The following is a 19,487-nucleotide window of genomic DNA, read 5'->3' as shown; positions in this document are numbered from 1 at the left end:
TTATCCCTTCAGCCCGGCGAGCACGACGCCGCGGACGATATAGCGCTGCAGCACCAGGAAGACGGTGAGCGTCGGCAGGGTCGCGAGCGCCGCCCCCGTCATGATGAGTTCCCACTGCACCTGCGCCTCGACGGCGAAGCTCGTGAGGCCGACGGGGAGCGTGTAGAGCTCCTTGCTCGTCGTCACGATCAGCGGCCAGATGAAGGCCGTCCAGTTGCCCAGGAAGGTGAAGATCGCGAGCGCCGAGAGCGCAGGCGTCACCAGCGGCATGGCAATGCGCCAGAAGATCGCGAATTCGTTGAGCCCGTCGACGCGCGCCGCCTCGAGGAAATCGTTCGGCACCGTCTCGAAGAACTGCTTCATCAGGAAGGTGCCGAAGGCGGTCATCATGCCCGGGAACATGATGCCCCAGTAGCTGTCGAGCCAGCCGAAGTTCTTGGCCATGACGTACCAGGGGATGACCAGCATCTCCGTCGGGATCATCAGCGTCGAGAGGATGGCGATGAAGACCAGATAGCGGCCGCGGAACCGGAACTTCGCCAGCGTGTAGCCCACCAGGCTGTCGAAGAAGACGTTGGAGAGCGTGACCGCAGCCGCGATGCCGAAGGAGTTCGCGAACCAGCGCAGGAAACGGCCGTCAGAGAGAACCGTGACGTAGTTCTCGAGCGTCGGATGCGCCGGGAAGAAGGCGAGATCGTAGATCTCGGAGGAGTCTTTCAGCGAGGTCGCGAACATGAAGGCGAGCGGCGTCACCATCAACAGGCCGCCGCCGAAGAGCAGCAGCCAGGCGAGGATGCGACCGGGTCCGGTACGGCCGGAGAGTGGCGAGGCGATGGCGCTCATCAGCGGTCCCTCAGCAGGCGCAGCTGCAGCAGCGAGACGCAGAGCAGAACGAGGAAGAGCACGACGGTCTGGGCCGCAGCATAGCCCATGTCGAAGGAGGAGAAGGCAGTCTGATAGATCATCAGCACGAGCGGCTTGGTCGCGTTCAGCGGCCCGCCGGGGTCGCTGCTCGTCTGGCTCGTCATGTTGTAGACCTGATCGAAGATCCGCAGGAAGCCGATCGAGGAGAAGACGACGAGGAAGATGATCGTCGGCTTGAGCAAAGGCAGGGTGATCCGCCGGAGGATGGCGAGGTCGGGAAGTCCGTCGATGCGGGCCGCCTCGTAATAGGTGGTCGGGATCGCGCGCAGGCCGGCGAGGAAGATCACGACCTGGAAGCCCAGCCCCGCCCAGATCGCCGGCGCGAGCACGGCAGGCAGCGCCTGCGTCGTCGAGCGCAGGAAGGGCTGCTGGGGAATGCCAAGCCCGGCGAGCAGGTTGTTGAACAGGCCGATCGGCACCGGCTGGTAGAACCAGCGCCAAACCCAGGCCATCGCCGCCGCCGTAGTGAGGAAAGGCAGGAAATACAGCGCCCGGATGAAGCCGTGCATGAAGCGGACACGGTCGAGGTGATAGGCGATCGCGAAGGACAGGATCAGGCTCAGCGGCGTGCCGATGACGAGGTAGAGGAAGGTGTTGGCGAACACCTTCCAGAACACCGGATCGGTCAGCAGGCGCTCGAAATTCGCCAGCCCGACGTAGGTCGGCGGCGTCATCAGGTTCCACTTCGTGGTCGAGATCACGAAGGCCTCGAGCGTCGGGTAGAAGCGAACCAGCCCGTAGAACAGGATCGGCACAGCCAGGAAGGCCCAGGCCCAGACGACCTGCTTCTGTCGCAGGCTGAGGCCCTGCCAAAGGCGCCCGCCGGAGCGGGCGACATCGGTGTCGATTGTCATATGCGTCCTGTCCCGATGGCCTGCTCAGACAGCTGCGATCACTTCTTGTAGAAGCGGTCGAGGATCGCCTGCTCGGCCTTGGCGGCCTCGGCAAGCGCCGCCCTGGGCTCCTGGTCCTGGAGCAGAACGCGGTTGGCCATGTCGAGGATCACCTGGCGCTGCGGCATCTCGTCGACGAACACGGTCGCCTGCGAGTAGTTCAGCGCCTTCAGGAACGGGCCGTAGACGGGATGGGCGAGGTTCTTCTCGGTCTCAGCCGCGGCCTTGCGCGCCGGCAGCTCGCCGACGGTCTCCAACCAGAGCTGCATCGCCTCGGGCGAGGTCACGAAGGCCAAGAACTTCTTCGACGCCTCGAGCTTCTCGCCGGTCGGCTTCGTGGTGATGGCATTGACCCAATAGCTGGCGAAGTTCGACTTCGTCCCGTCGGGTCCGGCCGGCAGCTCGGCGACGCCCCACTCGAAGTTCTTGATGCCGCCGAACGCGCCGAGGCGGAACGAACCGTCGATCGTCATCGCCGCACGGCCAGCGCGGAAGGCGGCCTGGCCCTCATCCATGAAGCCGGCGAGCCCGACCTTGTGGACGCGCTGGAGATCGGCATACCAAGCGAGCGACTTGGCGCCGGCCTCGCTGTCATAGGTCACCTTGCGGTTGTCGGCGCTGTAGGGCGCGCCGCCCATCTGGCGCAGCAGCACCTCGCGCCACCAATGGTAGTCCTGGCCGGGCATGTCGAGCGTGATACCCGCCTGCAGCATGTTGCCCGCGCCGTCGCGCTTCGTGGCCTTCTTGGCGACGTCGAGGAACTCGTCGAGCGTCTTCGGCGGCTTGGCCGGATCGAGCCCCGCCTCCTGGAAGATCTTCTTGTTGTAGAACAACGCCAGCGAGCGCACCGCCGTCGGCAGGCCGTAATATTCACCGTCGCGCTTCATCGCCGAGACGATCGGATAGAACTCCTTCTCGATCATCTCCCGCGGGAAGGCGTCGCGCGGCAGCGGCCGGATGACCTTGCCGGCAATGAAGTTGTCGACCCAGCCATAGAAGAGCTGGACCACGTCCGGCCCCTGCCCCGCGGGCGCCGCTGCGACGATCTTGGTCTGGTAGTCGGCATAGGGGAAGGTCGTGTGCTTGACCTTGATGTTCGGATTGGCGGCCTCGAAGCGCTTGATCAGCTCGTTCATCGCCTTGACGCGAGCGTCGAACACATACTGCCAATATTCGATCTCGACCGCCTGGGCGCGGGCGCCGGCGATGGCGCCGACAGACATCAACATGCCCAGGAACAATCCGCGAAAGCCGCGCATGGTCTCTCCCCTCTGGTTGTGACGCCCGATTCATCTGCTCCCGGCAGACGGGGCTGTCTGGCGCCATGCTTTTCCCGGCGCAGGATCGCTGTCAACAAATTAATTCACTTGAATTGAATTAATAACCGCCGCAGCTTGTCGAGACGAAGAACCCCGGTTTCCGATGCCGCACCGCAAGCCTCCCGCAGCGCAAAGCGCCGCCCTCGGCGCCAACCCCGAAAGGGCGCGCCACCACAACCGCCGCGTTGTGCTCGAGACCTTCCGTCAGCACGGCCGGCTCGGCCGCTCGGATATCGCCCACCTGACCCGGCTGACCGCCCAGACCGTCTCGAACATCGTCGCCGAGTTGCTGGAAGAGGGATATCTGATCGAGCTCGGCCGCCGGCGCACGGCGCGGGGCCAACCGCCGGTAGAGTTCGCCCTCAACGCCGATGGCGGCCTCACCGCCGGCATGGAGATCGCGGCGGACCACATCACCACGGTACTGGTCGACCTGACCGGGGAAGTCAGGGCTCAGCGCGTCGCCCCCCTCCCCGACCTTGCCGTGGAAGCGGTACAGGCGCTGGCTGCGGGAGAACTGGCGCGGGCGCGAGCGGCACAGGGACTTCCGGAGCGCCTGCTCGGCTGCGGCGTGGTGATGCCGGGCCCGTTCGATTTCGAGGGCACGCTCACCGTCGGCTCGACGGCGCTGCCGGGGTGGACCGGCCATGATGTCACGGCCCTGATGAGCGCCGCGCTCGGCACCTCGGTCACGATCGAAAACGACGCCACGGCTGCCGCGGTCGGAGAGCATCTCTACGGGATCGGCCGCAATCTGCGGCACTTCTGCCTGGTCTATTTCGGCCTTGGCCTCGGCCTCGGGCTCATGTTCGACGGCGAGCCCTATCGCGGTGCCTTCGGCAACGCCGGCGAGATCGGCCACATTCCGGTGGTGCCGCATGGCGAGACCTGCATCTGCGGGCGCCAGGGCTGCCTCGAACGCTATGTCTCGCCGCCGGCGCTGCGGGACGCACTGCGTCGCGCCGGCATCGACCAGATCGATGCCGGCGGAATCGCGCGCCTCCACGCCGAGGGGCATCCGGTCGTGACAGGCTGGATCACCCAGGCGGGAGCATTGCTCGCCCCCGTGCTGGGCTTGCTGGAGAACCTGTTCGATCCGGAGACCATCGTGCTCGGCGGCGCACTGCCGGACAGCGTCATCGATGCGCTAATCGCAGCGGCGGGGCCGTTGCCGCTCTCCGTAGCAAGGCGTGGCGATCGCTCGGTTCCCCGCGTCCAGCGCGGCGCCACGGGCCAATTTACCGCCGCGCTCGGCGCAGCAGCGCTACCGCTCCTGGACGCGACGGCGCCGCGGCTCGTGCGCAATCCGACAACGGCCGACGAGAACCACTCCGCGGCCGCCGACGGCACTGCCGCATCCTGAGCGCCCGCCGCAGCGGCGATCCGGCAGATCGTGCTCGCTGGTGCCGCTATGCCCCTGCCAGCGGTCGCTCGGCCATCTCCGTTGCGACGCCGGCATCGATCGGCGTGTCGTAGGTCATCAGGATGTAGCCAAGGACAGAATAGAAGCCGACAGTCGCGATCAGGTCGAAAACCGCCTCGCGGCCGAGCGCGGCGGCCAGCTCGGACTCCAGCGCGACCGAGAGGCGCCGGTCGTCGAAGAGGGCATCCACCGCCCGCGCGATCAACCCGTCCTCGCCCTCCGGCATGCCGCGCAGCGCAGCGATACGCGCGTCGCTCATGCCCAGAACCCGAGCCCGGCTGACATGATGGGCCCACTCATAGGGCGAGCCCATGCGATGGGCCGCGCGCAGGATCACCACCTCCGAGCGCACCGGCCCGAGCGCACTGTCCTTGACGACGTGCTGGCGCAGCGGTGCCCAGGCCTGCAGCAGCGCCGGATGATGCGCCATCGTCCGGTAGACATTGAGCGCGCCGGCGAAACCGGTCTTCATCCCGGCGAGGGCTTCGGGCCAGTCGGCATCGCTGATCGGCGGGCAGGCAGAACGCGTCATCGGATGTCTCGCAGGGCTCAGGGCGTGAGGTATTTGGCGTAGAGCACGGCCATCCGGTCGGCCCCGATGCCGGTGAAGCTGCGATAGCGCACGACCTCGGCGAGGTCGATATCGACCCGCAGCACGTCCTCGCGATCATCGTAGAGCGCGCCGAGCGCGCGACCGTCCGGCCCGAGCGCACAGGAGCCGCCGAAGAAGCGCTGCCCGCCGCGGTTGCAGCTCAGAAAGAAGGCGCCGTTCTCGGTCGACTGCGTGCAGGCGCGATGGATCAACCGCCTCGTCCGAGGCCCCCGAGCGCGCCGAGCAGCGTGTGAAACAGCGGCAGGCTTCCGCTTTCAGCAGAACAGAAAATCACTCTCTGTCAGGGTTTCCGCGAAATTGTGGAGAGTCACCTGATCCGCCCCTGCGGTAACGATGACGTCGGAGCCACTTTGCGTAATGACGAGATCGGCGAACGATTCTACGCCCGCCACGCCACTGAACTCGATTTTATCGTGCTGGCACTGGCTGAAGTCCTCGATGGTGTTATTGGTTCCGACCGTCATTGAACCAGCGTCCTTGAACACGAACCGATCGGCACCGCCCTGAGCGTGGTCGCTCAGTTGTCCGTCACCCCACATGTCGTTGCTGACCGTGGATCCCGGTGCAGCGGTTCCGGCGATCAAGGTGTCATCGCCGCCCTTGGCGAAGCCCGACAGGCTTGCTGCGTCACCGAAGAGAACGTTCGTCACCGTGCCACTGCCGCTGTTGCTGCCGCCGGTAAGCGTATCGTTGCCAGCTCTCGCAGCTTCCGACATGAATTCCGCGTCGCCGTAGAGTTGGTAGTGAACATCACCGGCGCCGGCGTTGTCGCCGCCGGTCAGGGTATCGTTGCCGCCCCTGGCATCGCCAGACATCGTCTGGGTGTCGCCATACGCGATATCGTTGAATAGGCCTGACAGCGTCACGCTGCCTGGCAGCACCGCCACGTCGTCGCCGCCCTGGGCGTGGCCCGACATGCCGCCGGCCGCGTCGCCGTAGAATACGTTGGCAGAGTCGCTGCCAGCTATCAAAGTGTCGTTGCCGCCTTTGGCGAAGTCCGACATGTTGCCGCTCGCATCGCCGAAGAAGTTATTCGAGGAGAGGATGGCGCCGATGTAAGTGTCGTCCCCGCCCTGAGCATGGCCGGACATGCCGCCGCCCGCGTCGCCAGAGAAACTATTGGAGGAGTTGCTGCCGGGGCTGAAGGTGTCATTGCCGCCCTTGGCATGGTCGGACATGTTCCCGAGCGCATCACCCTGGAAAAAGTTGGTGGAGTTCTGCCCGCCCGTAAAGATGTCGTCGCCGCCCTGAGCGTGCCCGACCATATTGCCGCCCGCGTCCCCGTTGAAAGCGTTGATCGCGTCGCTGCCCCCGGTGAAAGCGTCGTTGCCGCCCCGACTGTGGTCCGACATATCGCCGCCCGCGTCTCCAAAGAAGTTATTGATTGCCCCCGCGCCGCCCGTGAAAGTGTCGTTGCCGCCTTGAGCATGGCCGGACATGTTGCCGCCTGCGTCGCCGAAGAAATAATTGCTCGACTCTGCGGCTCCCGTGAAGGTGTCGTTGCCGCCCTTGCCGTGGTCCGACATCTCACCACCCGCATCGCCGTAGACAGTGGTGAAGGATTGGAATGCGCCCGCAAAAGTGGCTGTGAAGGTATCGTCGCCGCCCCGCGCAGAATCAGAAATGTCGCCGAGCGCATCACCGTAAAAAGTGTAGGTGGCGGCGCCGCTCTCGGTGAAGATGTCGTTGCCGCCCCCGGAATGATCGAGCAGACTGCCGCCAGCGTCGCCGATCAGAACATTGTTGGTCGGATTGCCGGCAAGAATGTCATCGGTGCCCAATTGATGATCGGTCAGATCACCCGGGGTAAACGGGACGCGGTGAGACATGACATGCTCCCACTGAGTTACCCCAGCGCCCGCCGCGATATTAGGCTGATACGCCCCAGTCCACAACGACCGCAAACGGGCTAGTTCCTTTGGGTCGATGCCAGCCTGGGGGGCCATACTTGCTGCGATGTGGTCCACGCCGTGGCCCCGAGGCGCGCATCCATTAGCTGGCTATTCCGGATCGGGGCACCCGCGGCCCATGTGCACGGCGCCAAATCTCCGGTCGCAGGGGCCATCAAAAGTCCGCTTCCGGCACCGAGCGAGGTCGGCCAAGTGTGATCCGGCCGCCCCTCACACCGGCGGCATCGTCTCGAATTTCGGCAAGGCCGGATCGACGTGATCCCAGGCATGACCGCGCGCCGCGTAGGTCACCACCTGCGGAGCGTACCGGCTGGGATCGTCGAGGCTCGCGGCGTGCACGGTGAACAGATCGGGCATGGCCGCGAATGTCAGATATACCGGCGATCCGCAGGCGGGGCAGAAGCCGCGCGTCTTCACATTGCCGCTGTCGGCGACCACGTCCCAATGCGTCACCTCCCCCGCAAGCTTCACCTGCGCGCGCAACGGGAAGGTCAGGTAGGATCCATGCCCGGTGCCGCTCGTGTGCTGGCAGTCGCGGCACTGGCAGTCGTTCATGAAGATCGGCTCGCAAGAAATCTCGTAGCGGACCGCGCCGCAGGCGCAGCCGCCGGTGTAAGCGTCAATCATCGCTCTCTCCTGTCATGAAGCGTCGATGGATCGCGCGCAGATAGCAGCGATCGGAGCCCGCTCCGGGGCACGGCCTCGTGCCCGGTCAGTCCTGCTCGCCGGCGATGCTGCCGATGCTCGGGACGACCTTCTTCCAACCGTTGCCCATTGTCTCGAAAGCGGACTGGTTCCTCGGCACGACGAAACCGGCATGGACGAGGCGCAAGCGTGTTCCGTTCGCTGTCCTGAAGAGCGTCCAGCTGACGACCGTGTCCAGCAGCGAGCCGTAGCCGGCATTCGCCTCGTGCCCGCCCTTCCAGCTATAGACGAGGCTCTCGTTCGGGATCACCTCCAATACCTGGCAATGAATGGTGCCGTCCCAGGCGCCGGCGGGTTTGGTCTGGAAGGTGAATCGCCTGCCCTTCACCGGCTCGAACCCCGTCGGCGCCATCAGCCAGCGGCCGATCAGTTCGCCGGTGGTCAACGTCTTCCAGAGAGTCTCCGGCGCGTACGGGAAGACCTCCTCGACCACGATATCCCTGGTGTCGGATGCGGTGTCGTTCATGGATCGATCTCCTTGAGAAGGGCACGGAGGTCGCCGAACCGGTCGCGCCAGAAGGCGCCGTAGTGACTCATCCAGTCGGCCAGCGGCTCGAGGCCTTCGGGCCGGGCGCGGTAGTAGACCTTGCGCCCCTCGGGGCGCTCGGCGACCAGGCCAGCCTGCTTCAACGACTTCAGATGCTGGGAGACTGCTCCCTGCGTCACGCCGCTTCCCCGCGTCAGCTCGACAACGGTGATCTCGCCGGACTGGATGATCCGCTCGAACACCGCCCGCCGGGTCGGAACGGCAAGCGCCTGCATGACGGCGTCGATGGCGACGGTTGCGATCATGAAAATCAAATAGCTTTCGCTAATTGATTAGTCAAGACTATTATCTGAAGCGCCGTAAGGCATGTCCGCGTTTCTCCGAAGCGCCGACATGCCTTACGGCGCTGTTTTATCGCATTTTCTTCTCGTGAACCGGTGTCCACTTCGCTCGAGAATGCTCTAGACAGCCCGGCTGTAGCGGCGCGGCGATTGCTCGACATGGGCATCGAAGACCGATGCCACCTTGCGCACGAGCAGGCGCGCATTCTCCGGGAGGAGCACGCGGCTGCCATCGAAGTCGACCACCCCCTCCGACGCCAGTTGGTCGAGGGCGCGTAACGCGGGTGCGAGAACCTGCGGATCGACCGGATGCCGTGCGCAGACGGCATCGATATCGACCGCGAGATCGCACATCACACGCTCGATCAGCTCGGCCCGCAGGCGGTCCTCGGCGCTCAGGCCGTAGCCCCTGGCGGTGGGCAGCAAGCTGTCGGCGATGCGCTCCGCATAGCGGCCGATAACCACCTCGTTCTGGACATAGCCCTGCGGCAGGCGCCCGATCGCCGACGCCCCGAAGCCGATCAGCGCCTCACAGGGATCTGTGGTGTAGCCCTGAAAGTTGCGATGGAGCCGGCCTTCCGGCAGCGCCCGGGCCATCGCGTCATCCGGCCGGGCGAAATGATCCAGCCCGATGCGGACATAGCCCGCGGCAGTGAGGCTGCGCGCCATCGCCTCCGCCTGCTCGTGCCGCGCTTGCCCGTCGGGGAGGTCTTCAGTTGCGATCCGGCGCTGGTGCTTCTTGAATTCGGGCACATGGGCATAGCCGAAGATCGAAAACCGATCGGGCCGCATCGCCAGGCATTGCTCGACCGTGTCGAGGCAGGATTGCAGCGTCTGCTTCGGCAGGCCGTAGATCAGGTCGAAGCTGACGGCGCGGATTCCCTCCTCGCGCAAGCCTGAGACCACGGCGGCGGTCTGCTCGACGCTCTGGATGCGGTTGATGGCCTTCTGCACGGCGGGATCGAAGCTCTGCACCCCAAGGCTCGCCCGATTGACGCCGGCCGCCGCCAGCGCGGCCGCCATCGCAGGTTCGAGGCGGCGTGGATCGATCTCGACCGCAATCTCGGCGTCGGGATGGACAGCGAAATGCTGGCGCAGCAACCCGACAAGCGCGACGAAATCCGCCGGCTCGAGGATCGTCGGCGTGCCGCCGCCGAAATGGACGTGACGCACGTCAACAGATGCGCAGAGATGCTCGGCGACCAGCGCGATTTCGCCGCGCAGCGCTGCGAGATAGTCGATGATCGGGCCGTTGCGCAGCGCCACCGTGGTGTGGCAACCGCAATACCAGCACATCGAACGGCAAAACGGGACGTGCAGATAGAGCGACGTCGTCGTCCCCGCCGCGAGCGCCTTCAGCCACTTCGCATAGGATGGCCCGTCCACTTCCGCATGAAAGTGAGGGGCTGTCGGGTAGCTGGTGTAGCGCGGAAGCCGCTCGTCTCGATATGGCGTGGCCTGCATGGCGCGGCTCCGATCAATTTTAAACCGAGCCCTTGTTTAGTCGTCAGCGCGATCCTCTTCTTTGACATGCTGCAAACTCGCGCGGTGTCAGAGGCCTTCCATGCATGTGTCGAGGCCATGTCTTCTCCAGGTCGCAGCCATCAGTCTTATCGCGGCGAATGTCCGGCCTACCCGGTGGGTCCAAGCTCCTGCGTTGCAACCGTCCGGACCGCCTGTGTGAGCTTGTCGAGCAGCCGCACCGCCAATCGTGTGCGCTGCCAGTAAAGCGCAACCCCGATCCGCTTTTGCGGTGGCAGCTCGATCAGGCGGCCCGCGGCAACCAGCGGGCTCGCGAGCGGCACGGGAGCCATCGACCATCCCAGCCCGGCGAGCGTCATATCCAGCATGCCCTGCGTCGACGGCGTCCAGTGAATCGGCGGCGAGATCGTCGCTCCCCATGCCTCCCGCGCCCATCGCGACTGCAGTTCATCGCGGCGGTCGAAGCGCATCATCGGAGCGCGCTGCAGGCTCGACGCATCGGCGCCCGCCGGAAAATGCCTGCTCGCAAATGCCGGGCTGGCCACGGCCAGGTATTCGACAATGCCGAGTGGGTGAATCCTGCAGCCTGCGACGGGGGCCGGGTCCGCCGTCACCGCCGCCAGGACATCGCCCGTGCGAAGCCGCTCGGCTGTATGAGCCTCGTCGTCGAGGACAAGATCGAGCAGGCCACCGGTTTCAGTCGCGAATTGAGCTGCCGCCCCGGGAAACCATGTGCTGACGCTGTCGGCGTTGACCGCGACACGCACCGCATAGGGGCCGGCGTCCGGCCCTGCCGTCAGACCGGGCAGAGCGCCGACGACTTCGGTTTCGATGAGCCGGACCCGCTCGACATGGGCACATAGCTTGGCGCCGATCTCCGTAGGGCGGCAGGGCGAGCCTCTTGTCAGCAGGATCGCTCCGAGCCGTTCCTCGAGGCCTTTCACACGTTGCGAGACTGCCGAGGGCGTAACGCCCAGCGCTGCCGCCGCCTTTTCGAAGCTGCCTTCGCGTGCGACGGCGGCGACTGCTGCCAACGCCTGATAGTCGAGCATTAGTCTGCCTAAATCAGCATAAGTGAATTTAGTTAGACTACATCGATGCCCGGACGCATCAAGCCCGCATGACCAGCGCTCTCCTGCCTGCCTTCGCCAAAGGCTTTGTTCTCTCCGCCGGCCTCATCGTCGCCATCGGCGCCCAGAACATGTTCGTCCTCCGGCAGGGGCTGAAGCGCGAACATGTCTGGCCCATCGTCCTCTTCTGCGCGGCGGCGGATGCCTGCCTGATCGTCGCGGGGGTGAGCGGCCTGGGCAGCGTGCTTGCGCTCGTTCCGGGTTTGTCGCTGGCACTCGGTCTTGCCGGAGCAGCCTTCCTCGCCTGGTACGGCGTCTCGGCGCTGCGCCGGGCAGCCAGCCCAACCGCGCTCATCGTCGATCAGCAGGCGGGGATCAGCCTCGGTGCCGCGCTTGCGGGCACCGCCGCCTTCACCTTCCTCAATCCGCACGTCTACATCGACACTGTCATGCTGATGGGCGCCGTCGGGACGAGCCTGCCGCCCGTCGAGCGCACGCCATTCATGGCCGGAGCGGCGAGCGCGAGCTTCGCCTGGTTCGCTTCGCTGGGGTTTGGCGCGCGCTTCCTGGCGCCGCTCTTCGCCCGACCGGCAGCCTGGCGCATCCTGGATCTCGCGATCGGCGTCATGATGCTGGCGCTCGCCGCGAGCCTGGTGCGCGGCGCGCTGGCGAGTTGACGAGTCGGAGTTATCCAGCCTCAGTCACCGGATCGGGATGATGCTGGCTGCATCGCCACCAGGCGATCCCGCACCAAGCCATGAAAGGCGAACGGAGCAGACCATGGCGGGAACTTCGATCTTTCGGGGATTGTCAGCCTTTCCGCTGACGCCGGCCGATGCTGACGGCGTGGTCGATACGCAAGCCTTTGCCCGCATGCTCGACCGGCTCGTCGCGGCCGGGGTCGATTCCATCGCGGTGCTGGGCAGCACCGGCACCTACGCCTATCTGGACCGGAGCGAGCGAGCCCGCGCATTGGCTGCGGCCGTCGAGACCGTCGCAGGCCGCGTCCCGCTCATTGCCGGCATCGGTGCCATGCGAACCTCATGGGTGCGGGAGCTCGCCGGGGATGCGGAGCGGATGGGCGCTGATGGGCTGCTGCTGGCTCCGGTCTCGTACACACCGCTTACGCAGGACGAGGTCTTCGCCCAATTCGAAGCGGTCTCGGCGAAAACCGAGCTTCCGGTCTGCATCTACAACAATCCCAGCACGACCCATTTCACCTTCTCGCCGGAGCTGATCGGCCGCCTTTCCAGGCTGGCGAATATCGCGGCGATCAAAATGCCGCTGCCTGCGGACGGGAATTTCGAAGGCGAAATGAGCCTGCTGCGATCGTCCTGCCAGAGTGGGATGACCGTCGGATATAGCGGCGATTGGGGCGCCGCCTCGGCGCTCCTGGCAGGCGCGGATGCCTGGTACAGCGTCGTCGCCGGCATTCTACCTGCCGCCGCTCTGCGTTTGACGCGCGCCGCGATGGCCGGTGATGAGGAATCAGCTGGCGCTGCCAATGCTGCGTTCGAGCCGCTGTGGGCGCTGTTTCGCGCCCATGGCAGCCTGCGCGTGATGTATCGGATCGCGGATCAGCTCGGGCTTCAGCCCGGATCGCCGCCATTGCCGATCCAGCCGCTCGCCGGCTCCATCGGCGCGGCGGTCGAGGAGGCACTTCAGCTTATCGAGAAATCTGCGGCAGGCGGGAGCTGACCGGCGCCTTTCGCGCCGGCCGGCGGATGTCGGCCAGTCACCGAGCGCCTGGAAGCGGGCTAAGCCTTCTGCATCAGGGCAGAGCGCAGCTGAAGCAGCTCCTCGCACACCGCCTCGAGCTCCTGCACGACGAAGCCGTTGCGTAGAGTGGGGCAGTGTTCGGCGAGCCTGTCGCCGAGGATGCCGGTGAAGGCGACCTTGCCTTCGGGCGAGACGACAAGGCCGTTTTCCTGCTCGAACGCCGCATTCCAGGCAATCGCTTCGGCATCAGTGACGCCGCCCGGAAGATCGAGCTCAAGCGCCCCGTTCACGAGCCGGACCGGATAGCCGCCCGGCAAGCCGTTCGGCCCCGGCACATGCCCGCGCCAGGAGCGGCCGGAGGCCATGGCGAGCAGCATGGGAACGCCGCTCGCTCCCGATATCTCGATGACCGGTTCGGGTGTGAGCTGGATGTCGGCGAAGCGCGCATAGACGTCCGCGACCTCGGAGCCATCCAGCCAGACGCGAGGCGGCCGCCCGCCCCGATCCTCCGGCCGGCGGCGCCAGGCTGCGAGGTTCTGATAATGGGCGAGAACCTTGACCTCGCTTCCCGGCGGCGTGGCAGCCGATCCTGCGAAGACGTTGGACAGGATCGCGACATTGCCCATGCCGCAAGCGACCTCATGGCCCATTGCACGGATCATGCCGTTGACCACGTCGGGGAAGCCGCAATTGACCAGCGTCACCGGCTTGCCTCTGCGCGTGATCGCCGCAGCGACGCGCGAAGAAAGCAGCGCCTGGAAAACCGCAGTGGCGCTCAGGCCGCCCTCGGCCACGAGCTGCGTCCAGGCATTGCCGCTCTGGGCGATCACCTGCGAGGTCTGGATCGAGGCAGCCTGGACGACGATGCGCGGGCCGGTTGCGGCGAGCAGATCATCCGATGCGTTCGGAGTGAGCAGGTCGACCGCGTGGGTGGTGAAGCGCGCCTTCTTGCCGAACAACGCCGCGCGGGCATTCGCCGCGGTCCGCAGCCAGTTCAGCCGCTCGCGGTTACGGCCGGCGATGACGACCTCGACAGGCCCCTCAGCCGTCGCGGCGATGTCGAAGGCGATGCGCGCGGCGAATCCGCCGGTTCCGGAAACAAGGATATCGCAGCCGGCCATCTCAGTGCCCCATCGCCATCGCAGCCCTGTCCCAGCAGTCGTCGAGCCGGGGCGAGAGCTTATGCTTCATGATGCGCTGGCTCGCCGTGCGTTCGAATTCGTCGACGACGGCGATGTAGCGCGGGTTCTGGTAGGGAGCGAGGCGCTGGCCGAGCCAGCCGGACAACGCGCGCGGATCGATGATCGCGCCCTCGCGCGGCTTGACGAAGAGCTTGATATCCTGCTCGCCAACGTCGGCCGCGACGCCGATCATCGCGCAATCCTCGACCGCCTCATGCTCGGCCGCGACGTGCTCGACCTCCCAGGCCGAGACGTTCTCGCCCCTGCAGCGCACGCTGTCGGTCATCCGGCCGTGGAAGTAGAGATTGCCGTCGGCGTCGAAGGAGCCGAGATCGCCGGTATGGAAGCCGTCCGCGCGCAGGGCCTTCGCCGTCGCCTCGGGGTTGTCGAGATAGCCGGGGAAGATGGCGCCGGGAATGCTGGTCTCGATGACGATCTCGCCGCGCTCGCCGGCGGCCACCGCCCGGCCTTCCGCATTCTGCAGCTTCACCGTGAACCAGGGCATCGGCCGCCCGACCGAGCCGACCACGCCGGTGACGTTGCAGGTGGTGAGGCTGGAGGCTTCCGTCATGCCGTAGCACTCGCGGATATCGATACCGAAGCGATCGCGGAACTGCGGCCAGATGTCCGGCGGGCAGCCGCCGCCCCAGGCGATGCGCACGCCATGATCGCGGTCGCGCGGCGAAGCCGGCTGCTTCAGCAGGATCTGCAGGATGCCGCCGAGATAGTGGATATGGCTCGCGCCCTCCGCCCTGACCTGATCCCAGAAGCGGCTGGCGCTGAAGCGCTCGACCATGGCGAGCGTGATGCCTCTGATCATCGGCAGAGGCAGAAGCTGCGCCCCGCCGATGTGGTAGAGCGGCTCCCAGACGAAGAAGACATCATCCTGCTTCGCAGCCGAGAGCAGCGCGACGCTCTCCGCCGCGAGCCGCAGCATGCGGTGCGAGACGATCACGCCCTTCGGGCGCCCGGTCGTGCCGGAGGTGTACATGATCGCGAAAACTGCATCGGCGGACGGAGCGGGCTCCTCGAAGGAGCCGGTGCCGGAAAGAACGGCGTCGAGCTCGCCGCCCGGCTCATGGGCGAGCAGCGAGAGCTCCGCTTCGGACGCCATCGCCTCGGCGATCTGCGGCGCAAGCTCGGCATCGGCGACGACAAGGCGCGGCTGCGAATGCGTCAGCAGGTAGCGCAGCCCCTCCCCGCGCTGCTGGGCGTTGACCGGCACCCAGGCGACGCCGGCGCGCGCGAGGCCAAAGACCACCGCGATGGTCGCGATCGAATTGCGCATCATCACGGCGACCCGGTCACCGGCGACGATGCCGCGGGCTCTCAGATGCGCGGCGAAGGCGGCTGAGCGCCGCTCGATCTCGGCATAGGTCACCGGCTCGCCGCAGAAGCGCGCATAGACGCGCTGCGGTTCCGCTGTGGCACGCGCTGTCAGAAGGCTCACGAAGCCGTTGTCGTCAGGAGGCGTCATGTTCGTCGGTCAGTCGAGTCGGGAGGTGGAGCGGAAGCGTTCCGCGATGAGCAGCATCGCCGTCACCACGACGAAGACGACGACCGAGACCGCCGCGAGCGTCGGGTTGAGCTGCAGGATCATGTCGTCCCACATCTGCTTCGGCAGCGTCGTCTTGATGCCGCCCGAGACGAAGATCGCGATGGTCAACTCGTCGAAGGAGGTGATGAAGGCGAAGAGGAAGGCCGCAACGAGACCTCCCTTGACCAGCGGGATGGTGACGCCCGTCAATGTCCGCACCCGGTTCGCGCCCAGCGTCGCCGCCGCCTGGTCGAGGCGCTGGTCGTAGGTCTTCAGCACGGCTGCGATGGTGACCAGCGTGAACGGTATTGCCAGCACGGTGTGGCCGATGACGAGGCCGAGATCGGTCGCGATCAGCCCCAGCCGCGCGAAGAGATAGAACAGCCCGACGGCGATGACGATGCGCGGCACGATCATCGGCGCGAGGAAGAAGGCGAAGATCAGCCCGGCCCAGCGGGTACGGCTGTTCGCCAGTGCCAGTGCGGCGAAGCCGCCGATCGCCGTTGCTGCCAGCGCCGTGACGAAAGCGACCGTGAAAGAGCGGATCGTCGCCTGGATCCAGAGCGGCGAGCTGAAATAGGTCTGGAACCAGCTCAGCCCGTAACCCGGCGGGGGGAACTCCAGGAACTGCGAGGAGGTGAAGGCAAGCGGAATGACGAGCAGTGTCGGCAGCACCAGGAATGCGATGACGAGCCAACAGAAGGCGGGCAGCAGCATCGCGCAGACGCGTTTGCCGAGCAGGGATTGCGCCAGCGTCGCGAGACGACCTGCGAGGGTGGCGACCGCCGAGAGGATCGCAAGGCCGAGGTCGCGGATACGGCCCGTGCCGACCTGGGCTGAGCCGCCTGCGATGGTCGAGAGCCCGAAGACCCGGTCGTAGATCACACAGGAGACCAGCGCGGCCACCAGCATCATCGCCGACAGCGCCCCGGCGAAGGACCAGTTCAGCAGCTCCTGCACCTGCGTGATGATGAGCTGCGCCAGCATGGTCTCCTGCCGCCCGCCGAGAAAGGCCGGTACGATGAAGAAGCCGAGCGAAGAGATGAAGACGAGCAGCCCCGCCGCCGCCACGCCCGGCAGGGAGAGCTTGAAGTAGACGAGCCAGAAGGCGCGCGCAGGCGCGGCGCCCAGCGTCTGAGCCGCCTGGACCAGGCGCCGGTCGATGCCGGCCAGCACCGGCAGCATGGTCATCACAGCCAGGGGCACCATGGCGTGGACCATGCCGACCATCACGCCGAACTGGTTGTTGATCAGCGAAAGCGGCTGGTCGACCACATGCGAGCCGGTCAGCAGGGAGTTGATGACCCCGCTTCGGCCGAGGATCAGCATCCAGGCGAAGGTCTTGACGAGATAGCTCGTCCAGAACGGCACCATGACGAAAAGCAACATCCGCCCGCGGAACATGTCGGGCAGGCGCGCGAGCCAATAGGCCAGCGGATAGCCGATCAGCAGCGACCACAGCGCCGTCCAGCCGGCGATGCGGAAGGTGATGCCGAGCACGCGCAGATAGACGTCGGTCGCGGCGATGCGCTGATAGGCATTCGCCGAGAAGGCTCCGCTATCCGGGTCGACGACGCTGAGACCGAGAAGCTGAGCAACCGGCCAGACGAAGAAGACCGCAAGGAACAGAACGCCGGGCACCGCCAGCCAGAGCGCGCTGAGGCGCAAACTGCTCGTGCGCGCCGGCGCGCCGCTGATGCTGACAGTGCTCATGCGACCAGCACCGCCTTGTCGCGCGGCCAGCCGGCGACGATGGTTTCCTCGATTGCGGGCACCACATCGTCGGGGCCGAGGCGCAGCACGAGCTGGCCGCCGTCCTGAAGCGCGGCGATGACGCGCGTCTCGGAGCCGGCATAGACGATCTCGCTGACGCGCCCGTTCACCGCGTTGCCGTCCTGTGCGCCGAGGCGCAGGTTCTCGGGCCGGATAACCAGCGCCGCATCCTGGCTCTCGCAACGCGCTCCGCGCGGCAGTGCGAAGTGTCCATGCGCGGTTTCGAGCGAGCCGTTGCCGTCCCAGCGGCCGCGGAAGATGTTGGAGATGCCGATGAAATCGGCGGCGAAAGCGGTGCGCGGGCGCTCGTAGATCTCGCGCGGCGTGCCGAGCTGCTCGATCCTGGCATGGTTCATCAGGCAGATGCGGTCGGACATCGCGAGCGCCTCCTCCTGATCATGCGTGACATAGACGATCGTGGCGCCGCTCTCGCGGTGCAGCCGCTTGATCTCGATCTGCATGTGCTCGCGCAGCTTCTTGTCGAGTGCGCCCAGCGGCTCATCCATCAGGATGATCGAGGGCTGGTAGACGAAGCAGCGCGCCAGCGCGACGCGCTGCTGCTGGCCCCCGGACAATTCGCGCGGGAAACGCCCCGCAAGATGCCCGAGATGCACCATCTCCAGGGTTTCCGAGACACGCTTCGCGATCTCCGCGCCCGGGCGCCCGCGCATCTTGAGCGGAAAGGCGATGTTCTCCGCCACCGTCAGGTGCGGAAACAGCGCATAATGCTGGAAGACAAGGCCGATATCGCGCTGATGCACCGGCATGGCCGACTGGTCGCGGCCATCGATGACGACCCTGCCCTCGCTCGCCTCGACCAGCCCGCAGATAAGCTGCAGCAGCGTCGTCTTGCCGGAGCCCGAAGGCCCCAGCAAAGTCAGGAACTCGCCCTCGGCGACACTGAGCGAGCTGGGCTCGAGGGCCGTGGTCGCGCCATAGCGCTTGCACAGACCCTCGACGACGAGCTTGGCGGTTCTTGTTTGGGTCATGGTCATCGCGGCGCTCGTCGCCATCGCCATCAGGTCAGGAGCCAGGAGTTGAAGCGCTCGCTCACCTTGGCGCGGTTGGCGCTCCACCAATCCTCATTGGCGATGGCCATCAGTTTCAGGTTCTCCGGCGAGGTCGGCAGGACCTTGGCGCGCTCGGCGGGGATCGTCTGATAGGCGTCGAGATTGGTCGGGCCATAGGCCAGGGCGTCGGTGAAGACCGCCTGCGCCTTCGGGTCCGAGCAGAAGCGGACGAACTGGCGGGCGACATCCGCCTTCGGGCCGCCCTTCGGCAGTCCCCAGCCCTCGATCGAATAGAGGCCCTGGTTCCAGACGATCTTCGCCGGCGCGCCGCCGTCGATCGCCGCCTGCAGCCGGGCGTTCCAACCCGTGGTCATGTCGACCTCGCCGCTCTGCAGGAGCTGCGTCGACTGGGCGCCACCAGTCCACCAGACCGCGATATGCGGCTTGATCTTGTCGAGCACCTTGAAGGCGCGGTCGATGTCGAGCGGGTAGAGCTTGTCGAGCGGCACGCCATCGGCAAGCAGGGCCTGCTCGAGGCTGTCGATCGGGTTCTTGCGCATCGAGCGGCGGCCCGGGAACTTCTCGACGTTGAAGAAGTCGGTCCAGCTTGCGGGCGCGTTCTTCACCTTGTCGGTCCGGTAGGCGAAGATCGTCGAATAGACGTCCGTGCCCATGAACTCGGGCGAGATCGCCTGCGGCATCAGCTTCGGCACGTCGGCATGGGCGAAGCCGATCGGGTCGAGCAGGCCTTGCGCCTTCAGGATGTCGCGGGCCGAGAGCGTCAGCGTGCAGACGTCCCAGGTGTAGGACTTCGTCTCGACCATCGCCTTGAACTGCGCGGTCGGCTCCGCCTCGCGCGCGACGTTGACCACCTTGTTGCCGGTCGCCTTCTCGAACGGGTCATAGAAGGCCTTGCGGAAGGCGGGACCGAACGGGCCGCCGGGATCGGCGACCGTGATCTGCACGGCGGCGCGTGCCGTGCCGATGAGATAGGGTGCCGCAAGCGCGCCTGCGGCAGCGCCGCCGGCCAGTTGCAGCAGGGTACGCCTCGTCGGATTGGTGCTTCTGCTCGTCATCGTCTTCTCCCCTTCAAGCGGTTT

At 66.2% G+C, this 19,487-nt stretch carries 19 protein-coding genes; 3 read left to right on the top strand and 16 right to left on the bottom strand.

Annotated elements, in window-relative coordinates; genetic code table 11:
• Genes AC1DNE_RS12960 through AC1DNE_RS12950 form a run of 3 tightly spaced genes read right to left on the bottom strand, consistent with a single transcriptional unit; the run spans position 1 to position 3,076 of the window.
• Positions 1 to 843 carry a carbohydrate ABC transporter permease gene (locus AC1DNE_RS12960; RefSeq protein WP_476766029.1) on the bottom strand — a complete coding sequence of 281 codons (843 nt, stop codon included), beginning with the start codon at positions 841 to 843 and terminating at the stop codon, positions 1 to 3.
• Positions 843 to 1,778, bottom strand: coding sequence for a carbohydrate ABC transporter permease (locus AC1DNE_RS12955; RefSeq protein ID WP_441470282.1), 936 nt, complete (start codon positions 1,776 to 1,778; stop codon positions 843 to 845). The genes AC1DNE_RS12960 and AC1DNE_RS12955 overlap by 1 nt, the downstream gene beginning before the upstream one ends.
• Positions 1,779 to 1,816: 38 nt before the next feature.
• Positions 1,817 to 3,076 (bottom strand): extracellular solute-binding protein, encoded by a 1,260-nt coding sequence (locus AC1DNE_RS12950; protein ID WP_476766028.1) that lies wholly within the window; start codon positions 3,074 to 3,076, stop codon positions 1,817 to 1,819.
• Between the two features lie 163 nt (positions 3,077 to 3,239).
• On the opposite strand from AC1DNE_RS12950, the gene AC1DNE_RS12945 reads away from it, so the two are divergent.
• The gene (locus AC1DNE_RS12945; protein ID WP_441470284.1) at positions 3,240 to 4,499 is read left to right on the top strand and encodes an ROK family transcriptional regulator; all 1,260 of its coding nucleotides are present in this window, start codon (positions 3,240 to 3,242) and stop codon (positions 4,497 to 4,499) included.
• A gap of 46 nt (positions 4,500 to 4,545) precedes the next feature.
• Here AC1DNE_RS12945 and AC1DNE_RS12940 read toward each other — a convergent pair whose 3' ends face one another.
• The 8 genes from AC1DNE_RS12940 to AC1DNE_RS12905 all read right to left on the bottom strand — a co-directional run bounded on the left by AC1DNE_RS12940 (position 4,546) and on the right by AC1DNE_RS12905 (position 11,149).
• Positions 4,546 to 5,091: a carboxymuconolactone decarboxylase family protein gene (locus tag AC1DNE_RS12940; RefSeq protein WP_441470285.1), complete on the bottom strand. Its 546-nt coding sequence runs from the start codon at positions 5,089 to 5,091 to the stop codon at positions 4,546 to 4,548.
• Between the two features lie 17 nt (positions 5,092 to 5,108).
• Positions 5,109 to 5,363 carry a nitrilase-related carbon-nitrogen hydrolase gene (locus AC1DNE_RS12935; RefSeq protein WP_441470286.1) on the bottom strand — a complete coding sequence of 85 codons (255 nt, stop codon included), beginning with the start codon at positions 5,361 to 5,363 and terminating at the stop codon, positions 5,109 to 5,111.
• A 63-nt stretch (positions 5,364 to 5,426) separates the two neighbouring features.
• Positions 5,427 to 7,001 carry a hypothetical protein gene (locus AC1DNE_RS12930; protein ID WP_441470287.1) on the bottom strand — a complete coding sequence of 525 codons (1,575 nt, stop codon included), beginning with the start codon at positions 6,999 to 7,001 and terminating at the stop codon, positions 5,427 to 5,429.
• 291 nt (positions 7,002 to 7,292) lie between these two features.
• Positions 7,293 to 7,709, bottom strand: coding sequence for a GFA family protein (locus tag AC1DNE_RS12925; RefSeq protein WP_476766026.1), 417 nt, complete (start codon positions 7,707 to 7,709; stop codon positions 7,293 to 7,295).
• Positions 7,710 to 7,794: 85 nt separating this feature from the next.
• A complete protein-coding gene (locus AC1DNE_RS12920) occupies positions 7,795 to 8,253 on the bottom strand; it encodes an SRPBCC family protein (protein WP_441470289.1) in 459 nt (152 codons plus the stop codon).
• Entirely contained in the window at positions 8,250 to 8,579 is a 330-nt protein-coding gene (locus AC1DNE_RS12915) for an ArsR/SmtB family transcription factor (RefSeq protein ID WP_441470290.1), read from the bottom strand. The genes AC1DNE_RS12920 and AC1DNE_RS12915 overlap by 4 nt, the downstream gene beginning before the upstream one ends.
• Positions 8,580 to 8,735: 156 nt before the next feature.
• On the bottom strand, positions 8,736 to 10,079 hold the full coding sequence (gene hemN / locus AC1DNE_RS12910) for an oxygen-independent coproporphyrinogen III oxidase (RefSeq protein ID WP_441470291.1): 1,344 nt from the start codon (positions 10,077 to 10,079) through the stop codon (positions 8,736 to 8,738).
• A gap of 167 nt (positions 10,080 to 10,246) precedes the next feature.
• Positions 10,247 to 11,149 (bottom strand): LysR family transcriptional regulator ArgP, encoded by a 903-nt coding sequence (locus AC1DNE_RS12905; protein WP_441470292.1) that lies wholly within the window; start codon positions 11,147 to 11,149, stop codon positions 10,247 to 10,249.
• A 68-nt stretch (positions 11,150 to 11,217) separates the two neighbouring features.
• Between AC1DNE_RS12905 and AC1DNE_RS12900 the strand changes: the two genes are divergently transcribed.
• Positions 11,218 to 11,844, top strand: a complete 627-nt coding sequence (locus AC1DNE_RS12900; RefSeq protein ID WP_441470293.1) for a LysE/ArgO family amino acid transporter — start codon at positions 11,218 to 11,220, stop codon at positions 11,842 to 11,844.
• A gap of 103 nt (positions 11,845 to 11,947) precedes the next feature.
• Positions 11,948 to 12,865 carry a dihydrodipicolinate synthase family protein gene (locus AC1DNE_RS12895; protein ID WP_441470294.1) on the top strand — a complete coding sequence of 306 codons (918 nt, stop codon included), beginning with the start codon at positions 11,948 to 11,950 and terminating at the stop codon, positions 12,863 to 12,865.
• A 59-nt stretch (positions 12,866 to 12,924) separates the two neighbouring features.
• Here AC1DNE_RS12895 and AC1DNE_RS12890 read toward each other — a convergent pair whose 3' ends face one another.
• The 5 genes from AC1DNE_RS12890 to AC1DNE_RS12870 are packed head-to-tail and all read right to left on the bottom strand — an operon-like array spanning position 12,925 to position 19,463.
• Complete coding sequence (locus tag AC1DNE_RS12890; RefSeq protein ID WP_441470295.1) at positions 12,925 to 14,007, bottom strand: hypothetical protein; 1,083 nt, start codon at positions 14,005 to 14,007, stop codon at positions 12,925 to 12,927.
• Position 14,008: 1 nt separating this feature from the next.
• Positions 14,009 to 15,544, bottom strand: a complete 1,536-nt coding sequence (locus AC1DNE_RS12885; protein ID WP_441470296.1) for an AMP-binding protein — start codon at positions 15,542 to 15,544, stop codon at positions 14,009 to 14,011.
• A 9-nt stretch (positions 15,545 to 15,553) separates the two neighbouring features.
• Complete coding sequence (locus AC1DNE_RS12880) at positions 15,554 to 17,317, bottom strand: ABC transporter permease subunit (RefSeq protein WP_441470297.1); 1,764 nt, start codon at positions 17,315 to 17,317, stop codon at positions 15,554 to 15,556.
• The gene (locus AC1DNE_RS12875; RefSeq protein ID WP_476841083.1) at positions 17,314 to 18,372 is read right to left on the bottom strand and encodes an ABC transporter ATP-binding protein; all 1,059 of its coding nucleotides are present in this window, start codon (positions 18,370 to 18,372) and stop codon (positions 17,314 to 17,316) included. The genes AC1DNE_RS12880 and AC1DNE_RS12875 overlap by 4 nt, the downstream gene beginning before the upstream one ends.
• A gap of 23 nt (positions 18,373 to 18,395) precedes the next feature.
• Complete coding sequence (locus AC1DNE_RS12870; protein WP_441470299.1) at positions 18,396 to 19,463, bottom strand: ABC transporter substrate-binding protein; 1,068 nt, start codon at positions 19,461 to 19,463, stop codon at positions 18,396 to 18,398.
• Between the last annotated feature and the right edge of the window lie 24 nt (positions 19,464 to 19,487).

The organism is Allobosea sp. 05L423 (assembly GCF_056397745.1).
Note: the sequence above shows the minus strand (reverse complement) of the source record. Positions and strands in the feature narration are given on the sequence as shown.

Bases quoted from the DNA above. Each gene is read 5' to 3' on its own strand.
- AC1DNE_RS12960 (WP_476766029.1), bottom strand. From the start codon at position 843: ATGAGCGCCATCGCCTCGCCACTCTCCGGCCGTACCGGACCCGGTCGC.
- AC1DNE_RS12955 (WP_441470282.1), bottom strand. From the start codon at position 1,778: ATGACAATCGACACCGATGTCGCCCGCTCCGGCGGGCGCCTTTGGCAG.
- AC1DNE_RS12950 (WP_476766028.1), bottom strand. From the start codon at position 3,076: ATGCGCGGCTTTCGCGGATTGTTCCTGGGCATGTTGATGTCTGTCGGC.
- AC1DNE_RS12945 (WP_441470284.1), top strand. From the start codon at position 3,240: ATGCCGCACCGCAAGCCTCCCGCAGCGCAAAGCGCCGCCCTCGGCGCC.
- AC1DNE_RS12940 (WP_441470285.1), bottom strand. From the start codon at position 5,091: ATGACGCGTTCTGCCTGCCCGCCGATCAGCGATGCCGACTGGCCCGAA.
- AC1DNE_RS12930 (WP_441470287.1), bottom strand. From the start codon at position 7,001: ATGTCTCACCGCGTCCCGTTTACCCCGGGTGATCTGACCGATCATCAA.
- AC1DNE_RS12925 (WP_476766026.1), bottom strand. From the start codon at position 7,709: ATGATTGACGCTTACACCGGCGGCTGCGCCTGCGGCGCGGTCCGCTAC.
- AC1DNE_RS12920 (WP_441470289.1), bottom strand. From the start codon at position 8,253: ATGAACGACACCGCATCCGACACCAGGGATATCGTGGTCGAGGAGGTC.
- AC1DNE_RS12915 (WP_441470290.1), bottom strand. From the start codon at position 8,579: ATGATCGCAACCGTCGCCATCGACGCCGTCATGCAGGCGCTTGCCGTT.
- hemN (WP_441470291.1), bottom strand. From the start codon at position 10,079: ATGCAGGCCACGCCATATCGAGACGAGCGGCTTCCGCGCTACACCAGC.
- AC1DNE_RS12905 (WP_441470292.1), bottom strand. From the start codon at position 11,149: ATGCTCGACTATCAGGCGTTGGCAGCAGTCGCCGCCGTCGCACGCGAA.
- AC1DNE_RS12900 (WP_441470293.1), top strand. From the start codon at position 11,218: ATGACCAGCGCTCTCCTGCCTGCCTTCGCCAAAGGCTTTGTTCTCTCC.
- AC1DNE_RS12895 (WP_441470294.1), top strand. From the start codon at position 11,948: ATGGCGGGAACTTCGATCTTTCGGGGATTGTCAGCCTTTCCGCTGACG.
- AC1DNE_RS12890 (WP_441470295.1), bottom strand. From the start codon at position 14,007: ATGGCCGGCTGCGATATCCTTGTTTCCGGAACCGGCGGATTCGCCGCG.
- AC1DNE_RS12885 (WP_441470296.1), bottom strand. From the start codon at position 15,544: ATGACGCCTCCTGACGACAACGGCTTCGTGAGCCTTCTGACAGCGCGT.
- AC1DNE_RS12880 (WP_441470297.1), bottom strand. From the start codon at position 17,317: ATGAGCACTGTCAGCATCAGCGGCGCGCCGGCGCGCACGAGCAGTTTG.
- AC1DNE_RS12875 (WP_476841083.1), bottom strand. From the start codon at position 18,372: ATGACCATGACCCAAACAAGAACCGCCAAGCTCGTCGTCGAGGGTCTG.
- AC1DNE_RS12870 (WP_441470299.1), bottom strand. From the start codon at position 19,463: ATGACGAGCAGAAGCACCAATCCGACGAGGCGTACCCTGCTGCAACTG.